The organism is Prevotella sp. AM23-5, from assembly GCF_003473645.1.
GTDB lineage: Bacteria > Bacteroidota > Bacteroidia > Bacteroidales > Bacteroidaceae > Prevotella > Prevotella copri_A.
On the sequence record NZ_QUCG01000016.1, the window covers coordinates 1 to 19,381 of the forward strand.

Below are 19,381 nucleotides of genomic sequence, written 5' to 3' on the forward strand. Positions count from 1 at the left end.
CCTTTCACACTTAACTCTCTTATTTTCAACATAATCCACATTCTGTGAAAGGAGATTTATTATCAACCTTAAATATTTTCTGCAAATTTATCCCTATAAAATTTGGTGGATTCAAAAAAGTAGTACCTTTGCACCCGCTTAAGAAAACCAAGCAATAATCTTATCTCATCATATTATACATCAAAATGATGCAGGAATACGATATTTATATCAATTTAGACGATATTGCGAGCGTTTTTGCTAGATTATCAGTACTTTTGTGCCGTAATATCAATAACGAAAATAATAAATAACGCAAAAATATAAATAACGCAAAAATCATAACCGAAATGAAACGAATCTTCTTATCGCTGATACTTACAGCGGCAACCTTGCCTTGGGCTACTGCAGCCCTGGCGCAGCAGGATCCATCTGAGGCTCCTGCCACCAGACCCGTAAATCCTGTTTCTGCACCACAGAAACTCATCTTCGTACCGGACTCCCTGAAACCCTATGATTTCAATAAGGATGATGAGAGATGGTGCTGGCGACATAGTGCACAGACCCAGAATATCGTGTATTTCTGGGAAAAGCCATTCGGAGATAATCCGCAGAATCCTCCTTCGCTCGAAGGTAAGCCCATGAAATTCGACCTGGGTAATCTGCAGACTCAGGTAGAACGGTTCTATCGTTTCTTCCGTGACACCCTGAAGTTCTCTCTGCCGGGCAGCATCTGCGACAAGTATAAGATGATGGTGATGGTGAACTATTCGCTGGAAGGAACCGCTTACGGCGGAACTTACGATGACTTTATCGGAGCGCTCTGGGTAACACCTAACCGTATTCAAGATCAAAAACTCAACTGTCTGGCTCATGAGTTGGGACACAGTTTCCAACTTCAGATTATGGCAGACAAAACGGGCGAAGCCTGGGGAGGAAGTGGCTTCTTCGAGATGACATCCCAATGGATGCTCTGGAGAGTGAATCCCGACTGGATAACAGATGAGAAGTATCATTTTGATGCCTTCAGACAGCTTACCCATAAGGGTTATCTGCATCTGGACAACATCTATCATTCGCCATACGTGATAGAGTGGTGGGCTGAGAAGCATGGTTTGGAAAGCATTGCCCAACTCTATCGGGAAGGAAAAGTAGGAGAGGACCCGGTTGTTACCTACAAGCGGAAGTATAAGATGAGTCAGAAGCAGTTTAATAATGAGATGTTCGACTGCTACCGCCATCTCGTGAACTTCGATTTCGATTATGCCCGTAAGGAGACCCGACCTTATGCCTGCACCTTTGATACCAGGATGCTGAAGCAGAAGAATGGTTATCTTCGTCCGGATACAGCTTCGGTTCCTGAGAACTATGGTTTCAATGCCATTAAGTTGGAAATCCCGAAGGCTGGCAAGAAGGTTATAGTAGATTTTAGAGCCCTCGATGCCGAGGGTAAGGTGTTCAAGGCATCTAAGGACAAGATGGCACGAACCATCGGTTACCGTTATGGTTTGGTGGGAGTAACTGACGATACCGATGAATGCATCTACAGCCCGATGGGCGAAGCGATGAGTGGAAAGGTTTCGCTTGTGGCTCCAAAGTCCCAGCCTCTCAAGGCGCTCTATCTGGTGGTGATGGGTGCTCCTGCGAATCATTCGCTCGATCCTTCTTCCCGCCGTTTCCCTTATGAGGTAAGAGTGAAGTAAGAACAACTTAATATTTCCGTTTATGAAACAACTTATGATAAGCCTCTTGTTGTTGCTTTCTTGTTTTTCTGTGCTGGCACAGGAAAAGACAGCCAACCGGGAGGTAAAAAAAGTCAAGAAGCTTTATGCCTTGTATGGTGGAACTTACGACTCTTTTACTCGTATGCCATTAGGTGCAAAGGTATTTCTGATGTTGAAGGATTCTACTATTGTAGATACCTTGTCGGCAGAAGTTTATAATAAAGATAGCTTCTTTAAGTTCCCTGTGGAGAAGGTTCGCCGGGATTATATCCTCAAAGCAACTTATCCAGGTTATTTCGATACATCCATCAACTATACTTTTGAGCCTAAGGGCAGAAAATATAATAATGCCTTGCCTAAGATATTGATGAAGAGAGATAATCAGAACTACGAGGCGCAGCTGGATGAGGTGGTTGTTAAAGCCACCAAGATTCAGGTGGTGCATCGTGGCGATACGATTGTATATGATGCGACAGCCTTTGCCATGCCTGAAGGTTCCATGCTGGATGCCCTCATCAAGCAGTTGCCAGGTGTAGAACTCAAGGAAGGTGGAGAGATTTTCGTGAATGGAAAGAAAGTGGATTTTCTTACCTTGAATGGCAAGAAACTCTTCAAGGGCAACAATCAGGTGATGCTCGAAAACCTGCCTTATTATACGGTGAAGGATATCAAGGTGTTTAACAAGAAGCGCACTTTGGCTGAGCAGATAAGTAAAGGTGAGGGCAGGGACTATGTGATGGATCTGAGCCTGAAACGTGAATATATACAGAATGCATTAGCTACCGTGGAAGCTGGTGGTGGAACCCAAGACCGTTGGTCGGCACGTACTTTCGGACTCTTGATGGGAGAAAAGCATGATGCGATGCTCTATGCCAATACCAACAATCTGAATGAGGATGGTACTCCAAGGAAAAATGGCGATTGGCTTCCTTCTCGTTTCTCGGAAGGTGTGAAGACCAATCGTGAGGTAGGACTTTCTGTCCGTTCCGGTAATAAGGAGAAAACCATCGACAACGATTTTCAAACAACAGTAAAATGGAATGAAGAGAAGATAGAGAGTGAAAGTCAGGGGGAGGTATTTGCCAAGGATGGCAATATCTCAAAACAAGGGTTTACCAAGGAAAAGAATAAATACTTCAGCTGGCGACTGGAAGATGAATTCCAGCATTCTACAGATAAGTTTGCACTCTATACTAATTCCTATGTGAGCTATGACCATGCCAAGACCCTATCTTCGACTGAAACTTCTACTTATCGTGACCAACTGATTAATGAAAGTTTGAACCAAGGTCTCGTTAAGGCTGATTATCTTTATGCGGGTACGAGGCTTGACCTTAAAAAACGCTTTTCGTGGGGTGATGCTATTAGTTTTACTTCAAGCATAGACGTTTCTCATAATAAGCCAAATGATACCTATTCGCTCAATAAGATGAATTATGCAGTTGAAGGTGTTGATGATGTCCGTAATCTCTATAGCGACCAGCACAAGCATTCCTATGATTATAGTTTTGGAGTGAGGTATGAATTGAGTTTATCTCATGGTTGGGTTATCAATATCCCCCTATCATTCATGCAGAAATATGAGAATCGCCATCATTCCAACTATCGTCTGGATCGTTTGGATGAGGGGGGATTTGATGAGTTAGGCATATTGCCTTCTACTACCGACCAATGGATGAAGGCGCAGGATGCTGACAATACCTATAGTTCAGATTTGTGGAAAAAAAGTTGCAAAAGTGAACTCCAGTTAATCAGACAAGGTGATGAGGGATTCTTGCTAATTGTCTTACCTCTAGAGTGGCAACAAGAACAGTATCACTATATGAGACTGGATATGGACACGGTGGCGAAGAGAAGAAAGTTTCTTTTTCAGCCCCAGCTTTTTTATACGAACTGGGGCAAGAATTCTAAGCAGATAGATTATAGTCTCAGTATGAAACAGCCTGACTTTGCCGATCTGATGCCATACGGCGATGATACCAATCCGCTGGCTGTTCGTATCAATAATCCAGACCTTAAGATGCTGATTCGCCATCATCTGGGAGCTTATATGAGTTGGAGTTCTGATTCTACCGACTTGAGCAGATGGGTGGCTATGGAGGCTAATTTGGTGAGGAACTCATGGGGTACGCGCACCTCTTATAATACAAAGACGGGTGCTTTTACCTATAGGAATGACAACGTGAACGGCAACTGGGATGCCAAATTGGCTGCAGGCTTTTCACGTTCCATAGACAAGCAGCATCGCTTCCGTTTCTCGGCAGATGCAAAACTGGGTTATGTGCGCAGCGTGGATTTCGACATCGACTACGATAACAAGGGAGCAGAACTGAGTAAGGTGAATACCTGGAGTCCATCAGTAGGCGCAAGCCTGACCTATCAGCTCAAGGATTTCCTATGGAAGGTGAAGGGAAAGTATGAGGGAAAGTACAGTTGTAGTAACCTGGAAATTTTTGAAGACATCAAAGCCTGTGATTTCCAATATGGCGCGGAACTGCAATATACCATCCCTTGGATGAAAGTGGGTATTCAGACAGACCTCACTATGTTTACCCGAAAAGGTTATAACAGTAACGAGATGAACACCGACGATTTGGTATGGAACGCCATGTTGACTCGTACCTTCTGCAAGGGAAATGTTACAGCCAAGCTTCAAGCTTACGACTTGTTGCACCAGTTGACCAACAAGGTTTATACCGTCAATGCTCAGGGCAGAACCGAAACTTGGTATAATACCATCCCTCGTTACGTGATGTTCTCGTTGGCGTTCAAGCTTCATAAGAAGGCAAAAAATGCGGAATAGGCATCTTTTATGCTTTTAATTATGAGGTTTGATAATAATACAGAAAACCATCCGATATAACTAATGCTATCGGATGGTTTTCTGTATTATTGTTGTTTAAATAAGTCTCTCTATATCTTCTATTGAAAGTCCTGCTCCTTGGGCAACTTGCTCTTGTGTGAGCCCCATGCCGAGAAGACGCTTTGCGGTGGCCAACTTTTCTTTGGCAATACCTTCTTCTCTGCCTTCTTCCTTCGCTGTATCGATCGAATTTTTTATATCTCGGTAAGCCTTGAGGCTGTCTTCATATTCTCGTAGCTCTTGTTGACTGAATTTTGCGATTTCTGCTTCTTCAAACAACTTCGTGAAAATTCTTTCTTTTAAAGCTTTCGGTCGTTTGTCAAGCTTGGGTAAATTCTTGAGTACATAGAGCCATTTGTCATACAGCGTTTCTAGCTCTGTCTCGCTTTTGTTGAACTTTGCAATCTCAATATACTTGAAAGAAAGCTTGTCGTTAAAGACCTTGAATGTCTTTTTGTCTAGCAGGCCAACATCGTGGTTGATTTCTTTTTGGTCGAAAGCTTCTTCCTTAAAATCAAAATTGAGCAACGCTACCGTGTAAACATGGGCTAGCTTGAAATTCCAATCCTGTCCTTTTGGTGCTTGCTCTCTGATAGGAAATGTAGAGTAGAAGAGAGAACGGTCTTTGAAATATTTCTGAAAAGCGTTCTGCATCTCAACAATGAACTTTTCTCCTTTCTCATTTTCACAATACACGTCAAAGATAGCTTTGCGCTCAGCGAAAACATCACCAACGTGCTCGCTATTGAGGTAGCGGACATCCTTAATGACTTGCTCTCCATCAAAAAGTGAATTTAGAAAGTTGATGAGCAAGTCTTTATTTGGCTTTGTTCCAAAGATACGTTTGAAACCAAAGTCGGTAAGTAAGCTGATATATCGTTCTTCTGATAATCTCATAATCTGTTCTTTTTATAGATTCTTTTGGCAAAGATACGACTTTTTATAATATCTCCCAAGTTTTTTTGCACAAATCTATCATTCTGATGTGATTTTTGACGAATCTTTAAGATGTTCTTTGGGAAAATACGATATTTGTATCATTTTAGACGATATTGCGACCGTTTTAGCTAGATTATCAGTACTTTTGTGGCGAAATATAAATAACATAAAATGACAATCGAAATGAAGAATAAGACTTTATTATCGACATCTCTCGCCTTGATGATGGCGATGCCGATGCAGGCACAACAACTCAAAGAGTATGCGGGGGATGCAGAGCTACGCATCCCGGAATGCAAGATAACGGCACCACCCAAATCTATGCATTTAGATAAATTTTATAAGAAATACGTGGATGTGAATGGCATTCCGATCGTAACGTCATGGCGAGTGCCAGACTCATGTATAGTGGCTGCGCATCATACACTCTATGCTATGACGAGTATGTTAAAACCAGAGGTGTTGGAAGCGATGAAAAAGCATGGAACTCGTGTGGCTATTATGGCTAGATATGAGGGCGAGACCGACATCCCAGAACATCATTTCATGATCAATGACACTACGGTGAATATGGATGTGCGGGCTCGAGGAATGGAAGGTACGATGGAAGTACCTGTCACAACCTGTGCGGAAGAGAACATCCTTGCTTACCAAATAGATAAGTATCATGCCGAGGATATCCTCATCCATGAGTTTGCACATTCCATTCATTTGATAGGTATCTATCAGGTGGATCCTACCATCAATGAAAAGCTAGACTCGCTTCTTGCCAAGGCGAAAGCTCGTGGCATTTATGCCAATACTTATCGATTGGACAATGGGATGGAATATTTTGCCGAGGCTGTACAAGACTGGTTTAATGTAAATGCAGAGGTACAACGTGCTGACGGCAAGCATAACTGGATTAACACCCGTGAGGAATTGCAGGCGATGGATCCTGATATGTATCATCTGTTGGCACAGTATTTCCCTGCTACTCAATTACAGATAAGCAAGCACAAGAAGCAAAACATTTATACTTGCGATTATACAGACTTGTTGCGTGCCAAGAACTTTGCATTCACCAGGCAAAAGCAGAAAGTAGAGGAGGGATACATGCCTTTCCGAGGACATCAGGTTTATTATCGAATTGTGGGCGAACGCCAGGAAGGTAAGGCACCTATCATCTTGCTGCATGGTGGACCAGGCAGTACCCACAACTATTTCGAGGTGCTGGATCAAATTGCCGAGACTGGCCATCAGGTCATTATGTACGACCAGTTGGGCTGTGGAAAATCGTATGTAGAAGGTCATCCGGAACTTTGGAAGACTGAGACGTGGGTGGATGAGCTAGATGCGCTCCGTAAATACTTACATCTTGACCAAATACATCTCTTGGGACAGTCGTGGGGAGGTATGTTGGCTTTGGCGTACGTCTATGAACGTCATCCCGATGGGATTCGCTCACTCATTCTCTCCAGTACCAATCCATCGGCTTCGATGTGGGTAAAGGAGCAACATCGCTTGGTAAAATACTTACCGGAAAAAGAGCAAAAAGCCATAGCCAAGGCTGAGGCTACGGGGGATTTTGACAGTAAGGCATACAAAAGTGCAATTGCTCACTATATGGAGCAACATTGTGCTGCACCTGTTACTGCCGACTCGCCTGAATGCCTGAGAAGAGAGAAAAAGGCTGGTACCTTGTCGTATATTTATGGTTGGGGACCTAATGAGCTAAATGCTACTGGCGACTTGAAGGATTTTGAGTATTTGGAGAAGATGAAGAGCATCGACATCCCTACCTTGGTAATTAGTGGTAGTGAAGATCTTTGTACTCCTGCCATCGCCAAGGCCATGCATGATGCTTTGCCTAACAGTAAATGGGAACTCTTTGTGGGAAGCCGCCACATGCCTTTCGTAGAAGATCATAATCATTACTGCAAGGTTTTGGCAGAATGGTTGATGACACATTTGTAAAGGCTTACGTAATGGCGCATCTCTTTTTGTAATGGAATTTTGTAAAAATATAATATGAAGAATAAAGGATTATGGATTGCATCGCTCGCCTTGATGATGGCGATGCCGATGCAGGCACAGAAGTTCGAAGACAACTTCGAAGATAAGACGCTGCGACTGGATTATATCGTGGCGGGCGATAGCGTGAACCAGGCTATCTATTTCGAACAAGCTTACAGCAACCCTACCTGGGCGGGAAGAAAGACAAGACTGGATGAGAAATTCCTGAACGGAAACGGACAGGTAACCGTGTATGAATATGGCACCAACAAGGTGCTCTATGTAAACACCTTCTCTACACTCTTCCAGGAGTGGCAGCTCACACAGGAGGCGAAGCATCTGCAGAAATCATTCGAGAGCAGTTTCCTCGTGCCTTTCCCGAAGAAGCCGGTGGATGTAAGTATCACCCTGAGCGATACGCATCAGAAGGTGACCGCAGAACTGCGCCATACCATCAATCCCCAGGATATCCTCATCCGACCATTGGGCGAGAATGGCATCCCTTACCGCTACATCGTGAAGAGCGGAGAGGCTGCCGACTGTGTGGACCTCGCCATCATCGCCGAGGGTTATCGCCAGGACCAGATGGATAAGTTCTATCAGGATGCGCAGCGGGCTGCCGATGCCATCTTCGAGCGCGAACCATTCGCTTCACTCAAGTCGAGATTAAACGTGGTGGCAGTTGCAGCTCCATCGCTCGATGAGGGACCAAGTATTCCGCACGAAGGGAAATGGAAGAACACGATGGCTTGCTCTCATTACGATACTTTTTATTCGAACCGTTATCTCACCACGAGCAAGATTCATCGCATCTATGATGCCTTGAGTAATGTGCCTTTCGAGCAGATCATCGTATTGGTGAATTCTCCTACGTATGGTGGCGGCGGCATCTACAACCAGGTTACGCTTTCTACCTCTGATCATCCTACGTTCAAGAAGGTGCTGGTACATGAGTTCGGTCATGGCTATGCGGGCTTGGGTGATGAGTACAGTACCGATGAGTACGACCCGATGTATCCTGATGATACCGAGCCTTGGGAGCCTAACCTCACCACGCTGAAGGATTTCCAGAGCAAGTGGGCGGATATGATGCCGAAGGGTGTGAAGATTCCTACGCCGCTTGCCAAACTTCCGGATCATAAGAATGTCAGAAATGAGAAGGAGCAGAAGAAACTCAACGAAGCCGTCTTCAAGATTGGTGTGTTCGAGGGTGCGGGCAACCAGAGCAAGGGATGTTACCGTCCGGCGCAGGTTTGCCGTATGCGAATCAACGAAGTGGATGATTTCTGTCCGGTTTGCCAGCGTGCCATCCGACGCATCACAGATTTCTATACTGGGAAATAATATTTTCCTAACTGGAGAAAAATACTTAAGAAGTCAACAAGTAAAATATCAAGCATAATGAAGAATCAGATTTTAGCTCTTTCGCTGTTGAGCGCAGTTCTGGCGATGCCGGCAGCTACAGCTTCAGCACAGGGCACATTAGAAGATTACAACAGAGCCTATGCGCTACGTCATCAGTTTTCTGCCGATTCCGTGTTCCATTGGGCACGCTCATCAGCTTGGTGCGACTCCACCCACGTACTGCATTATCAGATTTCTACTCCTCAGGGCAGGAAGTTCGTTTCCTATGATGCCGACAAGGATGAGATGAAGACTTACGATTCGCAGGAAGTGATGGAGAAGGCGCTGGGCATCAAGCCTCGCCCTGCCTACAAGCCTCAGTTTGGCAGACGCCACGAGCGCCACTGGATGGAGGTGGATGAGGAGAAAGAGGCTTATCCGGTACTTTCGCCAGACGGTAAGATGGAAGCCTACATCGAAGGTTACAACGTGGTGCTCCATAAGGCAGGAAAACCTTATACCGAGGCCAAGCGAATCCTTACGCAGGATGGTACAATCGGCTGCTATTACAGCAACCGCATCCAATGGAGCCCAGACGGCAAGCGCATCTTCGTATGCAAGCGAGTGCCGGTAGAAAAGCGCTATGCTTACTATGTGGAATCTTCGCCTGCCGACCAGCTGCAGCCTATTCTCCACAAGCAGGAGTATGCCAAGCCGGGTGATGCCCTGCCACAGCATTATCCTGTCATCATCGATGTGGCTACCGGAAAGAAGGTGGAGGCTGACAGGCATCAGATAGAAAACCAGTATGAACTGGAATGGATGCAATGGACACCAGACAGCAAGGAGGTGACGATGGAGTACAACCAGCGTGGGCATCATCTCTATCAGATGCTGGCGATGAATGCTGAAACCGGCAAACTGCGTACCGTGGTAGAAGAGCGTGCCAATACTTTCGTGAACTATGGTCGTCTGTGGCGTCAGTTTATCAAGGATGGCAAGCAACTGCTCTGGATGAGCGAGCGCGACAACTGGAATCATCTCTATCTCTACGATGTGCAGAAGTCGAAGGTAATCCGACAGATTACCAAGGGCGAATGGTTTGTTCGCGGCATCCAGCGTGTAGATGAAGAGAAGAGAGAAATCTATTTCTCGGCTAGTGGCGTAAACAAGAATGAGGACCCATACCTGGTACATTATTATAAGATAGGTATGGATGGCAAGAATATGGTGACGCTCACTCCTGAAGAGGGAAATCATAGTGCCCAGTACACCTATGATTACCGTTATCTTCTGGATACCTATTCCAAGGTGGATGCCGCTCCTGTTACCGTGCTCCGGGATGCGCAGACGGGTAAGCTCGTCAAGACTCTGGAAACGGCTGATATCGCTACGCTGAAGAAGCATGGATGGGTGGCTCCGGAAGTGTTTGTGGCAAAGGGAAGAGATGGCAAGACGGATATGTGGGGCATCATCCAGCGCCCTACCAATTTCGATCCTAATAAGAAATATCCGGTCATCGAATACATCTATGCGGGTCCGGGCGATGCCTATACTCCGAAGAGTTTCATGCCATACAACTGGTACACCACTTCGCTTGCCGAACTCGGTTTCATCGTAGTCCAGCTCGATGCGATGGGCACTTCCTATCGCGGCAAGAAGTTTGAGGAGGTTTGCTATAAGAACCTGAAGGATGCCGGATTCCCAGACCGTGAACTCTGGATCAAGGCAGCAGCCAAGAAGTATCCTTATATGGATGCAGATAATGTAGCTATCTACGGCTGTTCGGCTGGTGGACAAGAGAGTACTACCGCCGTATTGCTGCATGGCGATTTCTACAAGGCTGCCTATAGTGCCTGCGGCTGCCATGACAACCGGATGGATAAGATCTGGTGGAACGAGCAATGGATGAGCTGGCCTGTTGATTCCAGCTACGTGGAGTGCAGCAACGTGGAGAATGCCCATAAGCTGGAGCGCCCTCTGATGCTGGTGGTAGGCGAGATAGACGACAACGTAGATCCATCGAGCACCTATCAGGTGGTGAATGCCCTGCAGAAGGCGAACAAGGATTTTGAACTCGTGGTGATTCCTGGAGCCCATCATACCATGGGCGAACTCTATGGCGAGCACAAGCGCTACGACTTCTTCGTGAAGAATCTGCTGGGTGTGAATCCGCCGAAATGGAATCAGGTAAACAGCAAATAATGATGATAGGTTAATCTCTTGGCATTTTCTTTTCTAAGAACTCTTTCTTTTGAATATAATTTTGTAATTTTGCACCAATAATCGAAAAGACAAGAACAATGAAAAAGATCATAACAATCTTAGCAGCCGTCTTCCTGATGGCGATGGCACCTGCTTCTTCCTGGAGCAGAAACATAGTGAGGGAGCCGCTGGTGCGTACCATCACGATGAACACGGGATTGCCGAGCAATGCCGTGAGAAGCATCGTGCAGGATAAGAATGGATTCATCTGGTTTGGTACCGATAACGGCCTCTGTCGGTATGATGGCTATCAGGTGCAGAATTTCTATAACCCGCAGATGAAGTTCGACCAGTATGTGAGTGCGCTGGAAGCCTGCGATGAAGGACTGCTGGTGGGAACTTCCAAGGGTGCCTTCCTCTTTAATTTTAAAACCGAACAGTTTCAGAAATTAAGCGATAAGATTACTTCCATCATCTCTTATTTCTCTGTTGATGACAATCGAAATGTGTGGGTTTCTACCCTGGGACAGGGACTCTTCAGATACAATCTCATAACCCATGAATGTCGAAATTATCAGATTAAGGGAAGCAAGGGAGAAGTAGTGGCTACCCTGGTGGATGTCAACAACCAGGTATGGGCACTCTGCAATCATCTTCCTTCATCACTCGTCCGACTCAATAAGGCGAATGACAGCTTTGAGATGGTTCCTTTAAAGGGAGATGCCTCCAGGCTCTATGGAATAGCCTTGCTCGCCAATTCGGATGGAAGCATTCTGGTGGGAACCTGGAACGATGGATTGTTCCAGGTGAATACAGATGGTAGCACCATTCAGCTGATTAATGCCTCGGTAAGCAATTCCGTGCATCACATCCACAAGCTCTATAACGACCGGAATATCAACGTACTGATCGGCAGCGATGATGGAATGGTGGAATACGATATCCAGAAACGCAGTTGGCGAATGGTTTCAGAAGTGGATAATCCGAGCCGCAGTTCTGCCGAGCGATTCGTGTATGGCATCACTTCGGATAAGGAGGGCGGTCTTTGGATAGGAACCTTCTATGGCGGAGTAAGTTACATTCCTTCTCCTGCCATTAGAAACCGATTCGAGATGCATTCTGCCGGTACTGGCGGACAGAAAGGTAACGTGGTAGGAAGATTTGCCGAGGATGCCGGACATCGTATCTGGGTAGCTACCGATGATGCGGGAGTAGATTGCTTTGATCCGGCAACGGATAGCTTTGTTGATTTCCCAGGCAAGCAGGCTGTGGCACGGTATAATGTGCACGGATTACTGGCAGAAGGGGATGATCTCTGGATAGGAACTTATGGCAACGGAATCTTCAGAATGAGCTTGTCTTCCGGGGCGCTGAAGCCTTTTCCTTCAGCCGACGAAACCTTGAGCGGCAGCTGCTATTGCCTGTTCAGAGACAGCAAACGTCAGCTTTGGGCTACTTCTATGAGCGGAGCCTGTATGCTGGATGAGCAGAAGCAGATTTTCAAGAAAATGAAATCATTCAACAGCCTTACCATCGATATCAAGGAAGATAAGAAGGGTAACATCTGGTTTGCTACTCAGGGAAATGGACTCTGGTGCTACCGACGCAACAAGACCTGGAAGCAGTATCTGAATGATGCGAAGGATTCCACCTCTATCTGCAGCAATCAGGTAAACTGCGTGCAGGAAGATTCCAAGGGCAGACTTCTCGTGGCTACGAATATGGGATTGTGCGAGTATCAGCCATCCTCTGATTCCTTCCGCCGCATCGCCGTCGATGCGCCTAGTCAGGATTTTGCTTCCATCATCATCAATCAGGATGAGATGTGGCTCTCTTCTGACAAGGGACTTATCAAGTGTGTGCCGGGGGAACCTACGCTATTATTCAACCGTTATGACGGACTCACCTGCGACCAGTTTATGCCGAATGCCCGCCTGCTGGCTTCAGACGGCAGAGTGTATCTGGGCACTACGCAGGGATTCAATACCTTCTATCCTTATCAGGTAAAGATCAATCACGTGGTGCCTCCGGTGGCAATCACTTCTCTTGAGCTTTTCAACAAGCACGTGGAAGTGGGATCCGAGAAATTGCCGGAGTCGCTGAACCACATCGAGCAGCTGGACCTCTCGTATGATGAAAATATGATCAATCTCTCGTTTGCAGCTTTGAGTTATGTTTCTCCGGAGAAGAACCTCTATTCCTACATGCTAGAGGGATTCGACAAGGACTGGGTTACCACGAGCGAGCATCGTGCCACCTACACCAATCTGCCTGCCGGAACCTATACGTTCCGAGTGAAGGCTGCCAATAACGACGGCGTGTGGTCGCAGAATGAAGCGAAGCTCAAGATTGTGGTGCATCCGCCTTTCTGGTGGTCGTTGCCTGCCAAGATTCTGTATCTGCTGATGATCGGCTGGCTCATCTGGTTCTATACCCAGTCGAGGGTGAAGAGAGAAAAACAACGCCATCAGGAGGAACTTGAGCGATTAGAGGAGAAGCAGGAGCAGGAGATGCGTGATGCCAGACTGCAGTTCTTCACCATGATAGCCCATGAAATCCGTACCCCGGTTACGCTGATCATCGGACCGCTGGAGAACCTGAAGGAGCAATGGCAGAAAATCAGCGAGAGTGTGAAGGATGGCGAGGCGATGAACCAGACCCTGAACGTGATAGACAGAAACGCCCAGCGACTCCTGACGCTTGTCAATCAGTTGCTCGATTTCAACAAGGTGCAGCAGAAGGGACTGCAGGTTCATTTCCGATTGCAGAATATTTCCAAGCTGATGCATGCGGTGGCAGAACGGTTCGAGCCAACCCTGCAGCAGAAGGGAGCCCGATTGGAGGTGGATTATCCTGCCGACGATTTTTCGGCAATCATCGATAGCGAGGCGATTACCAAGGTAATCAGTAATCTGATGACCAACGCCACCAAGTACACCCATGATTACGTGCATCTCTCGTGCCGACTTGCCGAAGACGGCGAGCATTTCATCATCTCGGTAGAGGATAATGGTATGGGAATCAGTCCTGATGAGCAGGATAAAATCTTTGCTGCCTTCTATCAGGCTCACGATAACAAGCCGGGAACTGGTATCGGACTCAACATCGTGAAGAATCTGGTGGAGGCTCATCACGGAATGGTTGAGGTGAAATCGGAAGAAGGAAAGGGCGCCACCTTTATCGTCACCCTGCCCGTCAACCAGGAAGATGCCGTGGTAGAGAAGGAGAGCGATGAGGCTAGGAATCCTATCTCTGAGGAGGATGAAACGATGATGGAAGCAGACGGAAATCCTGATGATGCATCAACCGCAGAGAATGAGGAAGATGCCCAGAAGGGTTATCGTCCTACGATGCTGATTGTGGATGATGACGAAGACATGAGAAACTTCGTGCAGGCACATTTCGCCAAGACTTATCGGGTGCTGACGGCAGAAGACGGCAAGCAGGCGCTGCGCATTCTGAACAAAAGTGATGTAACGCTGATAGTGAGCGACTGGATGATGCCGGAAATGGATGGTCCTGAGTTCTGCCGTAATGTAAGAACGAATCCGAAGACCAGTCATCTGCCATTCATCATGCTCACGGCAAAGACCGATGATGCCAGCAAGGCAGAAGGTATGAACTGCGGAGCCGACATCTTTATCGAAAAGCCATTCTCGATGAAGAATCTGGAGGCGAGTGTGAATCATCTGATAGAGATGCGCAGGCTGCTGAAGAGCAAGTTCTCGCATACGCCGCTGGAACCTATCCAGGAGATTGCGCCAACCAAGATTGATAATGATTTCCTGGTACAGATGGAGAAGGTGATAGAGGAGAATCTCTCGAATCCGGAGATGAACGTGGCGTTCCTGGCTGCCCAGTTGGGAATGAGCCGAAGCTCGCTGTTTAACAAGATCCGCGGTTTGGCTGATGTTACGCCTAACGAGATGATTCAGGTAATCAGACTCAAGAAGGCTGCTCGCCTGCTGCGTGAGAAGCACTATCGCATCAGCGAAGTGAGCTACATGGTGGGCTTCAGCAGTCCTAGCTATTTCACAAAATGTTTCCAGAAGCAGTTTGGCATGAAACCTGCCGAATTTGCTGAAATGGGATAAAAAAGAAAAAGAGGGTGTGTCTTGGACTTTTGACACACCCTCTTTTTGTTTTTATTCTTTTTAATCAGATTATTTCTTGGTGGCTCTGATAAAGAAACCTATCAGGCAGATGTAGGCGATGAGCGAGCAAACCTCAGACATTGGGTTCACCCACCAGCTTTCTGCGATGCTGGCCTCTATGCCGCCAAACTTCAGCAGGGCGCTGACTACACCCATCAAGGCTCCACCGGCGATGAAACCGCTGGCGATGAGCGTACCCTTCTCGCCACGCTCCGCATTCACCTTGGCATCCTTGCTGCGTGAAGTAACATACCAGTTGATGGCGCCACCTACCAGCAGCGGAACGTTCAGTTCCAGCGGAATAAACATACCCAGGGCAAAAGCCAGGGCTGGAATCTTGAAGTAAGTGAGCACGATGGCAATCACGGCTCCGATGCCGTAGAGAACCCAAGGTGCACCCACACCATTCATCAGCGGGTCGATGACCGCAGCCATCGCATTCGCCTGAGGAGCAGCCAGAGAACCGGAAGCAAATCCGTAGGTCTCGTTGAGCAGCATCATTACGCCGCCCACGGTAGCCGCACTCACCAGGGTGCCGAGGAATTTCCATCCCTCCTGCTTCTTAGGCGTAGTACCCAGCCAGTAACCAATCTTCAGGTCGGTAATGAACGAACCTGCCACAGAGAGTGCGGTGCAAACCACACCACCCATAATCAGGGCGGCAAGCATTCCGCCAGGACCTCGCAAGCCTACTGCCACCATCACCACAGAGGCGAAGATGAGCGTCATCAGGGTCATTCCTGATACAGGGTTGGAACCCACGATGGCGATGGCATTGGCTGCCACGGTGGTGAAGAGGAAGGCGATGGCTGCCACCAGCAGGATGGCGATGACGGCGAAGAGCAGATTGCCATCCATCACACCAAACCAGAAGAAGAGGAAGGTGATGAGGATGGTGACGAGCGAACCGATGGCGATAATCTTGAAAGAAATGTCGCGCTGGGTGCGCTTCACGTTCTCATCCACATCGCTCTTGCCCTTCAGCTCCTTGGCGGCAAGTCCTACGGCGCTCTTGATGATGCCCCAGCTCTTGATGATGCCGATGATGCCTGCCATGGCGATACCGCCGATACCGATACTGCGTGCGTAGGCACGGAAGATTTCCTCCGGACTCATCGCACCCACGGTCTTCACGATGCTGGGATCCCAGGCGCTGAGCACGCTGTCGTGGAAGATGACGCTCATGCCTGGCACAATCAGCCACCATACCACGAGCGAACCCAGGCAGGTGAAGAATGCGTATTTCAATCCGATGATGTAACCCAATCCCAATACGGCTGCACCTGTGTTCACCTTGAACACGAGCTTCGCCTTGTCGGCAAGGTCGCATCCCAGACTTACCACACGGGAAGTGAAGTTCTCGTTCCACCATCCCAGACTGGCTACGATGAAGTCGTAAAGACCACCCACCAGTCCGGCTATGAGCAGGGGCTTAGCCTGATCGCCTCCCTTGGCTCCGCTCACCAGCACCTGCGTGGTGGCTGTTGCCTCAGGGAATGGATATTTACCGTGCATGTCGCTTACGAAGTACTTGCGGAAAGGAATGAGGAACAGGATTCCCAACACGCCTCCCAGGGCAGAAGCCATGAATATCTTCATAAACGAAGTTGTCATTTCGGGATATTTAGCCTGCAGGATGTAGATGGCTGGCAGGGTGAAGATGGCTCCTGCCACTACGGCACCCGAGCAGGCTCCGATGCTCTGGATGATGACGTTCTCGCCCAGCGCCTTGCTTCGCTTGGTGGCGGTACTTACGCCCACGGCGATGATGGCGATTGGGATGGCTGCCTCGAACACCTGACCCACCTTCAAGCCCAGATAGGCTGCGGCGGCAGAGAAGATGACGGCCATCACGATGCCCCAGGTCACCGACCATCCGTTTACCTCAGGATAAACCTTGTCTGGCGACATCAGCGGCTTGTATTCCTCCCCGTCCTTGAGTTCGCGGAATGCGTTCTCGGGGAGCTGCAAATTATCTTTTTCTTCCATTATTTTTCGATTCTGATGATGTATTCACTCATGAAGCTGGCACCTGGCTGCAGGCTGTTCATCATGTACTTATCCTTGAACTCGCCGGTGTATTCAGCCCAGTCGCAGGTACCGAACCAAGGTTCGATGCAGACGAATGGAGCGTGGTTGCCTGGATTCCAGACACCTACGGCTGGAGTCTTGAACTCTACGGTTACGTGTGGCTCGCCCTTCTCGTTGAGCAGGGAAATCTGCTTTACCTGACTCTTGTCGAAGATGTAGGCATCGTCTGCGAATGATTCGTCTGTTACCTCCAGGATACCGTTGTCGGTCTGGACCGTCTCGCGAGCGTTAGGGTCGATGCAGCCTCCGATGGTAGCGAAGAGACGGGTAGGAGCCTCGTTGTCGAGCTTGAGGAATGCCTTCAGCTTCTCTCCCTTCTTGCAGCCTGGTACCTTGAATGCAGGGTGACCGCCAATCTGGAAGTAGATTACCTTGTCGTCGGTATTCTCAACGTGCCAGATAACGTGGAGTTCGTTGCCGGCAAGGCGATAGGAAACGGCGAGGTTGAAGTGGAATGGATAGTTCTCGAAGGTCTCCTCGTTGTCGATGAGGGCGAAGGTAAGACGGTCGCCGGTCTTGCCAACGAGCTTGAAATCTACGAGTTTGCCAAAGCCGTGACGTGGCAGGGAGTATTCCTTGTCGCCGATGCGGTAAACGCCCTTCCACAATCCGCCTACGATAGGGAAGAGGAGAGGAGACTGTCCGCCCCAGAATTCCTTGTCGCCATCCCAGAGATATTCGTTACCATCAGCATCCTTGATGCTCTTGAGTTCTGCTCCGTGCGCTGAAATTTCAACGGTGAGCTGATCGTTTTTAATTTGTTCCATAGTTACAAATGTTTATTGTTTAGTATCATATTGATTTCTGCTTTGCTACATAATCTTTGCAAAGATACGATTTATTTTGATAAAGAGCAAGAATCGGGCTGATTTTCTCAAAGATGGCAAGAGATTTATACGATTTTGTTAGTTTCTCTCGAAAAAATACAGTACTTTTGCAGCTCGAAATAAATTCTCAGAATAGATTCTCGATATTGATTCTCAGAATAGATTCTCGAAAGAAATGATATTATATAATAAGGTATAAGAAAAAACTTAGTAAAATAAAAAAAGCATTTTTAGTTCAATGACAAGCAGTAATAAAGTTAAGGGCTTTGCGGCGGGTGTTGTAGCCGCCGTGTGTTATGGTACCAATCCTTTGGGTACGTTGGAACTTTATGGGGATGGATTCAATTCCAGTTCGGTACTCATCTACCGCTATCTCCTGGCTGTGGTGATGTTTGCCGTGGTGATGCTGTTCCGCAAGGAGAGTTTCAAGGTAAAGTGGGGACACTTGATCCGACTCGCTACGCTGGGTTGCATGTTCTCTCTTTCTTCTGCCACGCTCTATGTGAGTTTCCACTACATGGCGGCAGGTATTGCCAGTACCATCCTCTTCGTCTATCCGATTATGACGGCGATTCTGATGACGGTATTCTTCCATGAGAAGGTGACGTGGTCCACCACCCTGGCTATCCTCCTGGCTGTATCGGGTGTGGGCTTGCTTTATCAGGGCGATGGAAACGATAAGTTGAGCACGGCTGGTTTTGCGCTGGTGATGTGTTCTTCCCTGCTCTATGCGCTCTACATCATCTCCGTGAACCAATGGAAGAATCCGGGAATGTCGAACATCAAGTTCACCTTTTACATCCTGTTGTTCGGACTCATCACGATGTTCATCTATTCGTTTATTGCAGGCGAGAAGATTCAGATGCTGCAGACTCCTATGCATTGGCTCTATGCTGCCCAGCTGGCGTTGTTGCCAACGGTACTGTCGCTCTTCTTCATGACGATTTCCATCAATCTCATCGGCAGTACTCCTGCTGCCATCATGGGAGCGTTGGAGCCTGTAACGGCAGTTATCATCGGCGTCTGTATCTTCGGCGAGAGTTTCTCCTTCCAGCTTGCCATCGGCATCCTTGCTATCCTGGCTGGTGTAACCATCATTATCGCCCGAAAGAAATAATGCATTCTCTTAAACAAAAAAATAATGCATTCTCAATTTTAAAGAGCAAGAACTTTTATTAGAAATAAAAAAATGAAGGCTGCCTCCGCAATCAAGTCGGAGACAGCCTTTTTAGATTGAATTACAATCTTCCCTTTATTTCA

Annotated in this window: 10 protein-coding genes; 7 read left to right on the forward strand and 3 right to left on the reverse strand. The window is 47.5% G+C overall.

Features of this window, described 5'->3' with window-relative positions; all coding sequences use genetic code 11:
• Positions 1 to 329 precede the first annotated feature (329 nt).
• Positions 330 to 1,682, forward strand: coding sequence for a DUF6055 domain-containing protein (locus tag DW657_RS05720; RefSeq protein ID WP_118311747.1), 1,353 nt, complete (start codon positions 330 to 332; stop codon positions 1,680 to 1,682).
• Between the two features lie 22 nt (positions 1,683 to 1,704).
• Entirely contained in the window at positions 1,705 to 4,506 is a 2,802-nt protein-coding gene (locus tag DW657_RS05725; RefSeq protein WP_147381892.1) for a hypothetical protein, read from the forward strand.
• A 96-nt stretch (positions 4,507 to 4,602) separates the two neighbouring features.
• Here the strand turns inward: DW657_RS05725 and DW657_RS05730 are convergent, their stop codons facing one another.
• Complete coding sequence (locus DW657_RS05730) at positions 4,603 to 5,463, reverse strand: Rpn family recombination-promoting nuclease/putative transposase (protein ID WP_118311749.1); 861 nt, start codon at positions 5,461 to 5,463, stop codon at positions 4,603 to 4,605.
• A gap of 225 nt (positions 5,464 to 5,688) precedes the next feature.
• Here DW657_RS05730 and pepI point away from each other — a divergent pair, with 225 nt between their 5' ends.
• From pepI to DW657_RS05750, 4 genes are all read left to right on the forward strand, one after another.
• Positions 5,689 to 7,461 (forward strand): proline iminopeptidase, encoded by a 1,773-nt coding sequence (gene pepI / locus DW657_RS18310; protein WP_233546620.1) that lies wholly within the window; start codon positions 5,689 to 5,691, stop codon positions 7,459 to 7,461.
• 54 nt (positions 7,462 to 7,515) lie between these two features.
• A complete protein-coding gene (locus DW657_RS05740) occupies positions 7,516 to 8,844 on the forward strand; it encodes a M64 family metallopeptidase (RefSeq protein ID WP_118311750.1) in 1,329 nt (442 codons plus the stop codon).
• A 105-nt stretch (positions 8,845 to 8,949) separates the two neighbouring features.
• Positions 8,950 to 11,049: a S9 family peptidase gene (locus tag DW657_RS05745; protein WP_233546626.1), complete on the forward strand. Its 2,100-nt coding sequence runs from the start codon at positions 8,950 to 8,952 to the stop codon at positions 11,047 to 11,049.
• Between the two features lie 98 nt (positions 11,050 to 11,147).
• The gene (locus DW657_RS05750) at positions 11,148 to 15,143 is read left to right on the forward strand and encodes an ATP-binding protein (RefSeq protein WP_118311752.1); all 3,996 of its coding nucleotides are present in this window, start codon (positions 11,148 to 11,150) and stop codon (positions 15,141 to 15,143) included.
• A gap of 69 nt (positions 15,144 to 15,212) precedes the next feature.
• On the opposite strand, the gene DW657_RS05755 is transcribed toward DW657_RS05750, so the two are convergent.
• Positions 15,213 to 17,192 carry an OPT family oligopeptide transporter gene (locus tag DW657_RS05755; protein ID WP_118311753.1) on the reverse strand — a complete coding sequence of 660 codons (1,980 nt, stop codon included), beginning with the start codon at positions 17,190 to 17,192 and terminating at the stop codon, positions 15,213 to 15,215.
• Positions 17,192 to 18,061: an aldose 1-epimerase family protein gene (locus DW657_RS05760; RefSeq protein ID WP_117661458.1), complete on the reverse strand. Its 870-nt coding sequence runs from the start codon at positions 18,059 to 18,061 to the stop codon at positions 17,192 to 17,194. Before DW657_RS05760 ends, DW657_RS05755 begins: the two co-directional genes overlap by 1 nt.
• A gap of 298 nt (positions 18,062 to 18,359) precedes the next feature.
• Between DW657_RS05760 and DW657_RS05765 the strand changes: the two genes are divergently transcribed.
• Positions 18,360 to 19,238, forward strand: coding sequence for a DMT family transporter (locus tag DW657_RS05765; protein WP_118311754.1), 879 nt, complete (start codon positions 18,360 to 18,362; stop codon positions 19,236 to 19,238).
• The last annotated feature ends 143 nt before the right edge of the window (positions 19,239 to 19,381 follow it).

Excerpts from the sequence above, each read along its gene's own strand:
- DW657_RS05750 (WP_118311752.1), top strand. The coding sequence starts at position 11,148 with ATGAAAAAGATCATAACAATCTTAGCAGCCGTCTTCCTGATGGCGATG.
- DW657_RS05740 (WP_118311750.1), top strand. The coding sequence starts at position 7,516 with ATGAAGAATAAAGGATTATGGATTGCATCGCTCGCCTTGATGATGGCG.
- DW657_RS05765 (WP_118311754.1), top strand. The coding sequence starts at position 18,360 with ATGACAAGCAGTAATAAAGTTAAGGGCTTTGCGGCGGGTGTTGTAGCC.
- DW657_RS05730 (WP_118311749.1), bottom strand. The coding sequence starts at position 5,463 with ATGAGATTATCAGAAGAACGATATATCAGCTTACTTACCGACTTTGGT.
- pepI (WP_233546620.1), top strand. The coding sequence starts at position 5,689 with ATGAAGAATAAGACTTTATTATCGACATCTCTCGCCTTGATGATGGCG.
- DW657_RS05725 (WP_147381892.1), top strand. The coding sequence starts at position 1,705 with ATGAAACAACTTATGATAAGCCTCTTGTTGTTGCTTTCTTGTTTTTCT.
- DW657_RS05755 (WP_118311753.1), bottom strand. The coding sequence starts at position 17,192 with ATGGAAGAAAAAGATAATTTGCAGCTCCCCGAGAACGCATTCCGCGAA.
- DW657_RS05720 (WP_118311747.1), top strand. The coding sequence starts at position 330 with ATGAAACGAATCTTCTTATCGCTGATACTTACAGCGGCAACCTTGCCT.
- DW657_RS05745 (WP_233546626.1), top strand. The coding sequence starts at position 8,950 with ATGCCGGCAGCTACAGCTTCAGCACAGGGCACATTAGAAGATTACAAC.
- DW657_RS05760 (WP_117661458.1), bottom strand. The coding sequence starts at position 18,061 with ATGGAACAAATTAAAAACGATCAGCTCACCGTTGAAATTTCAGCGCAC.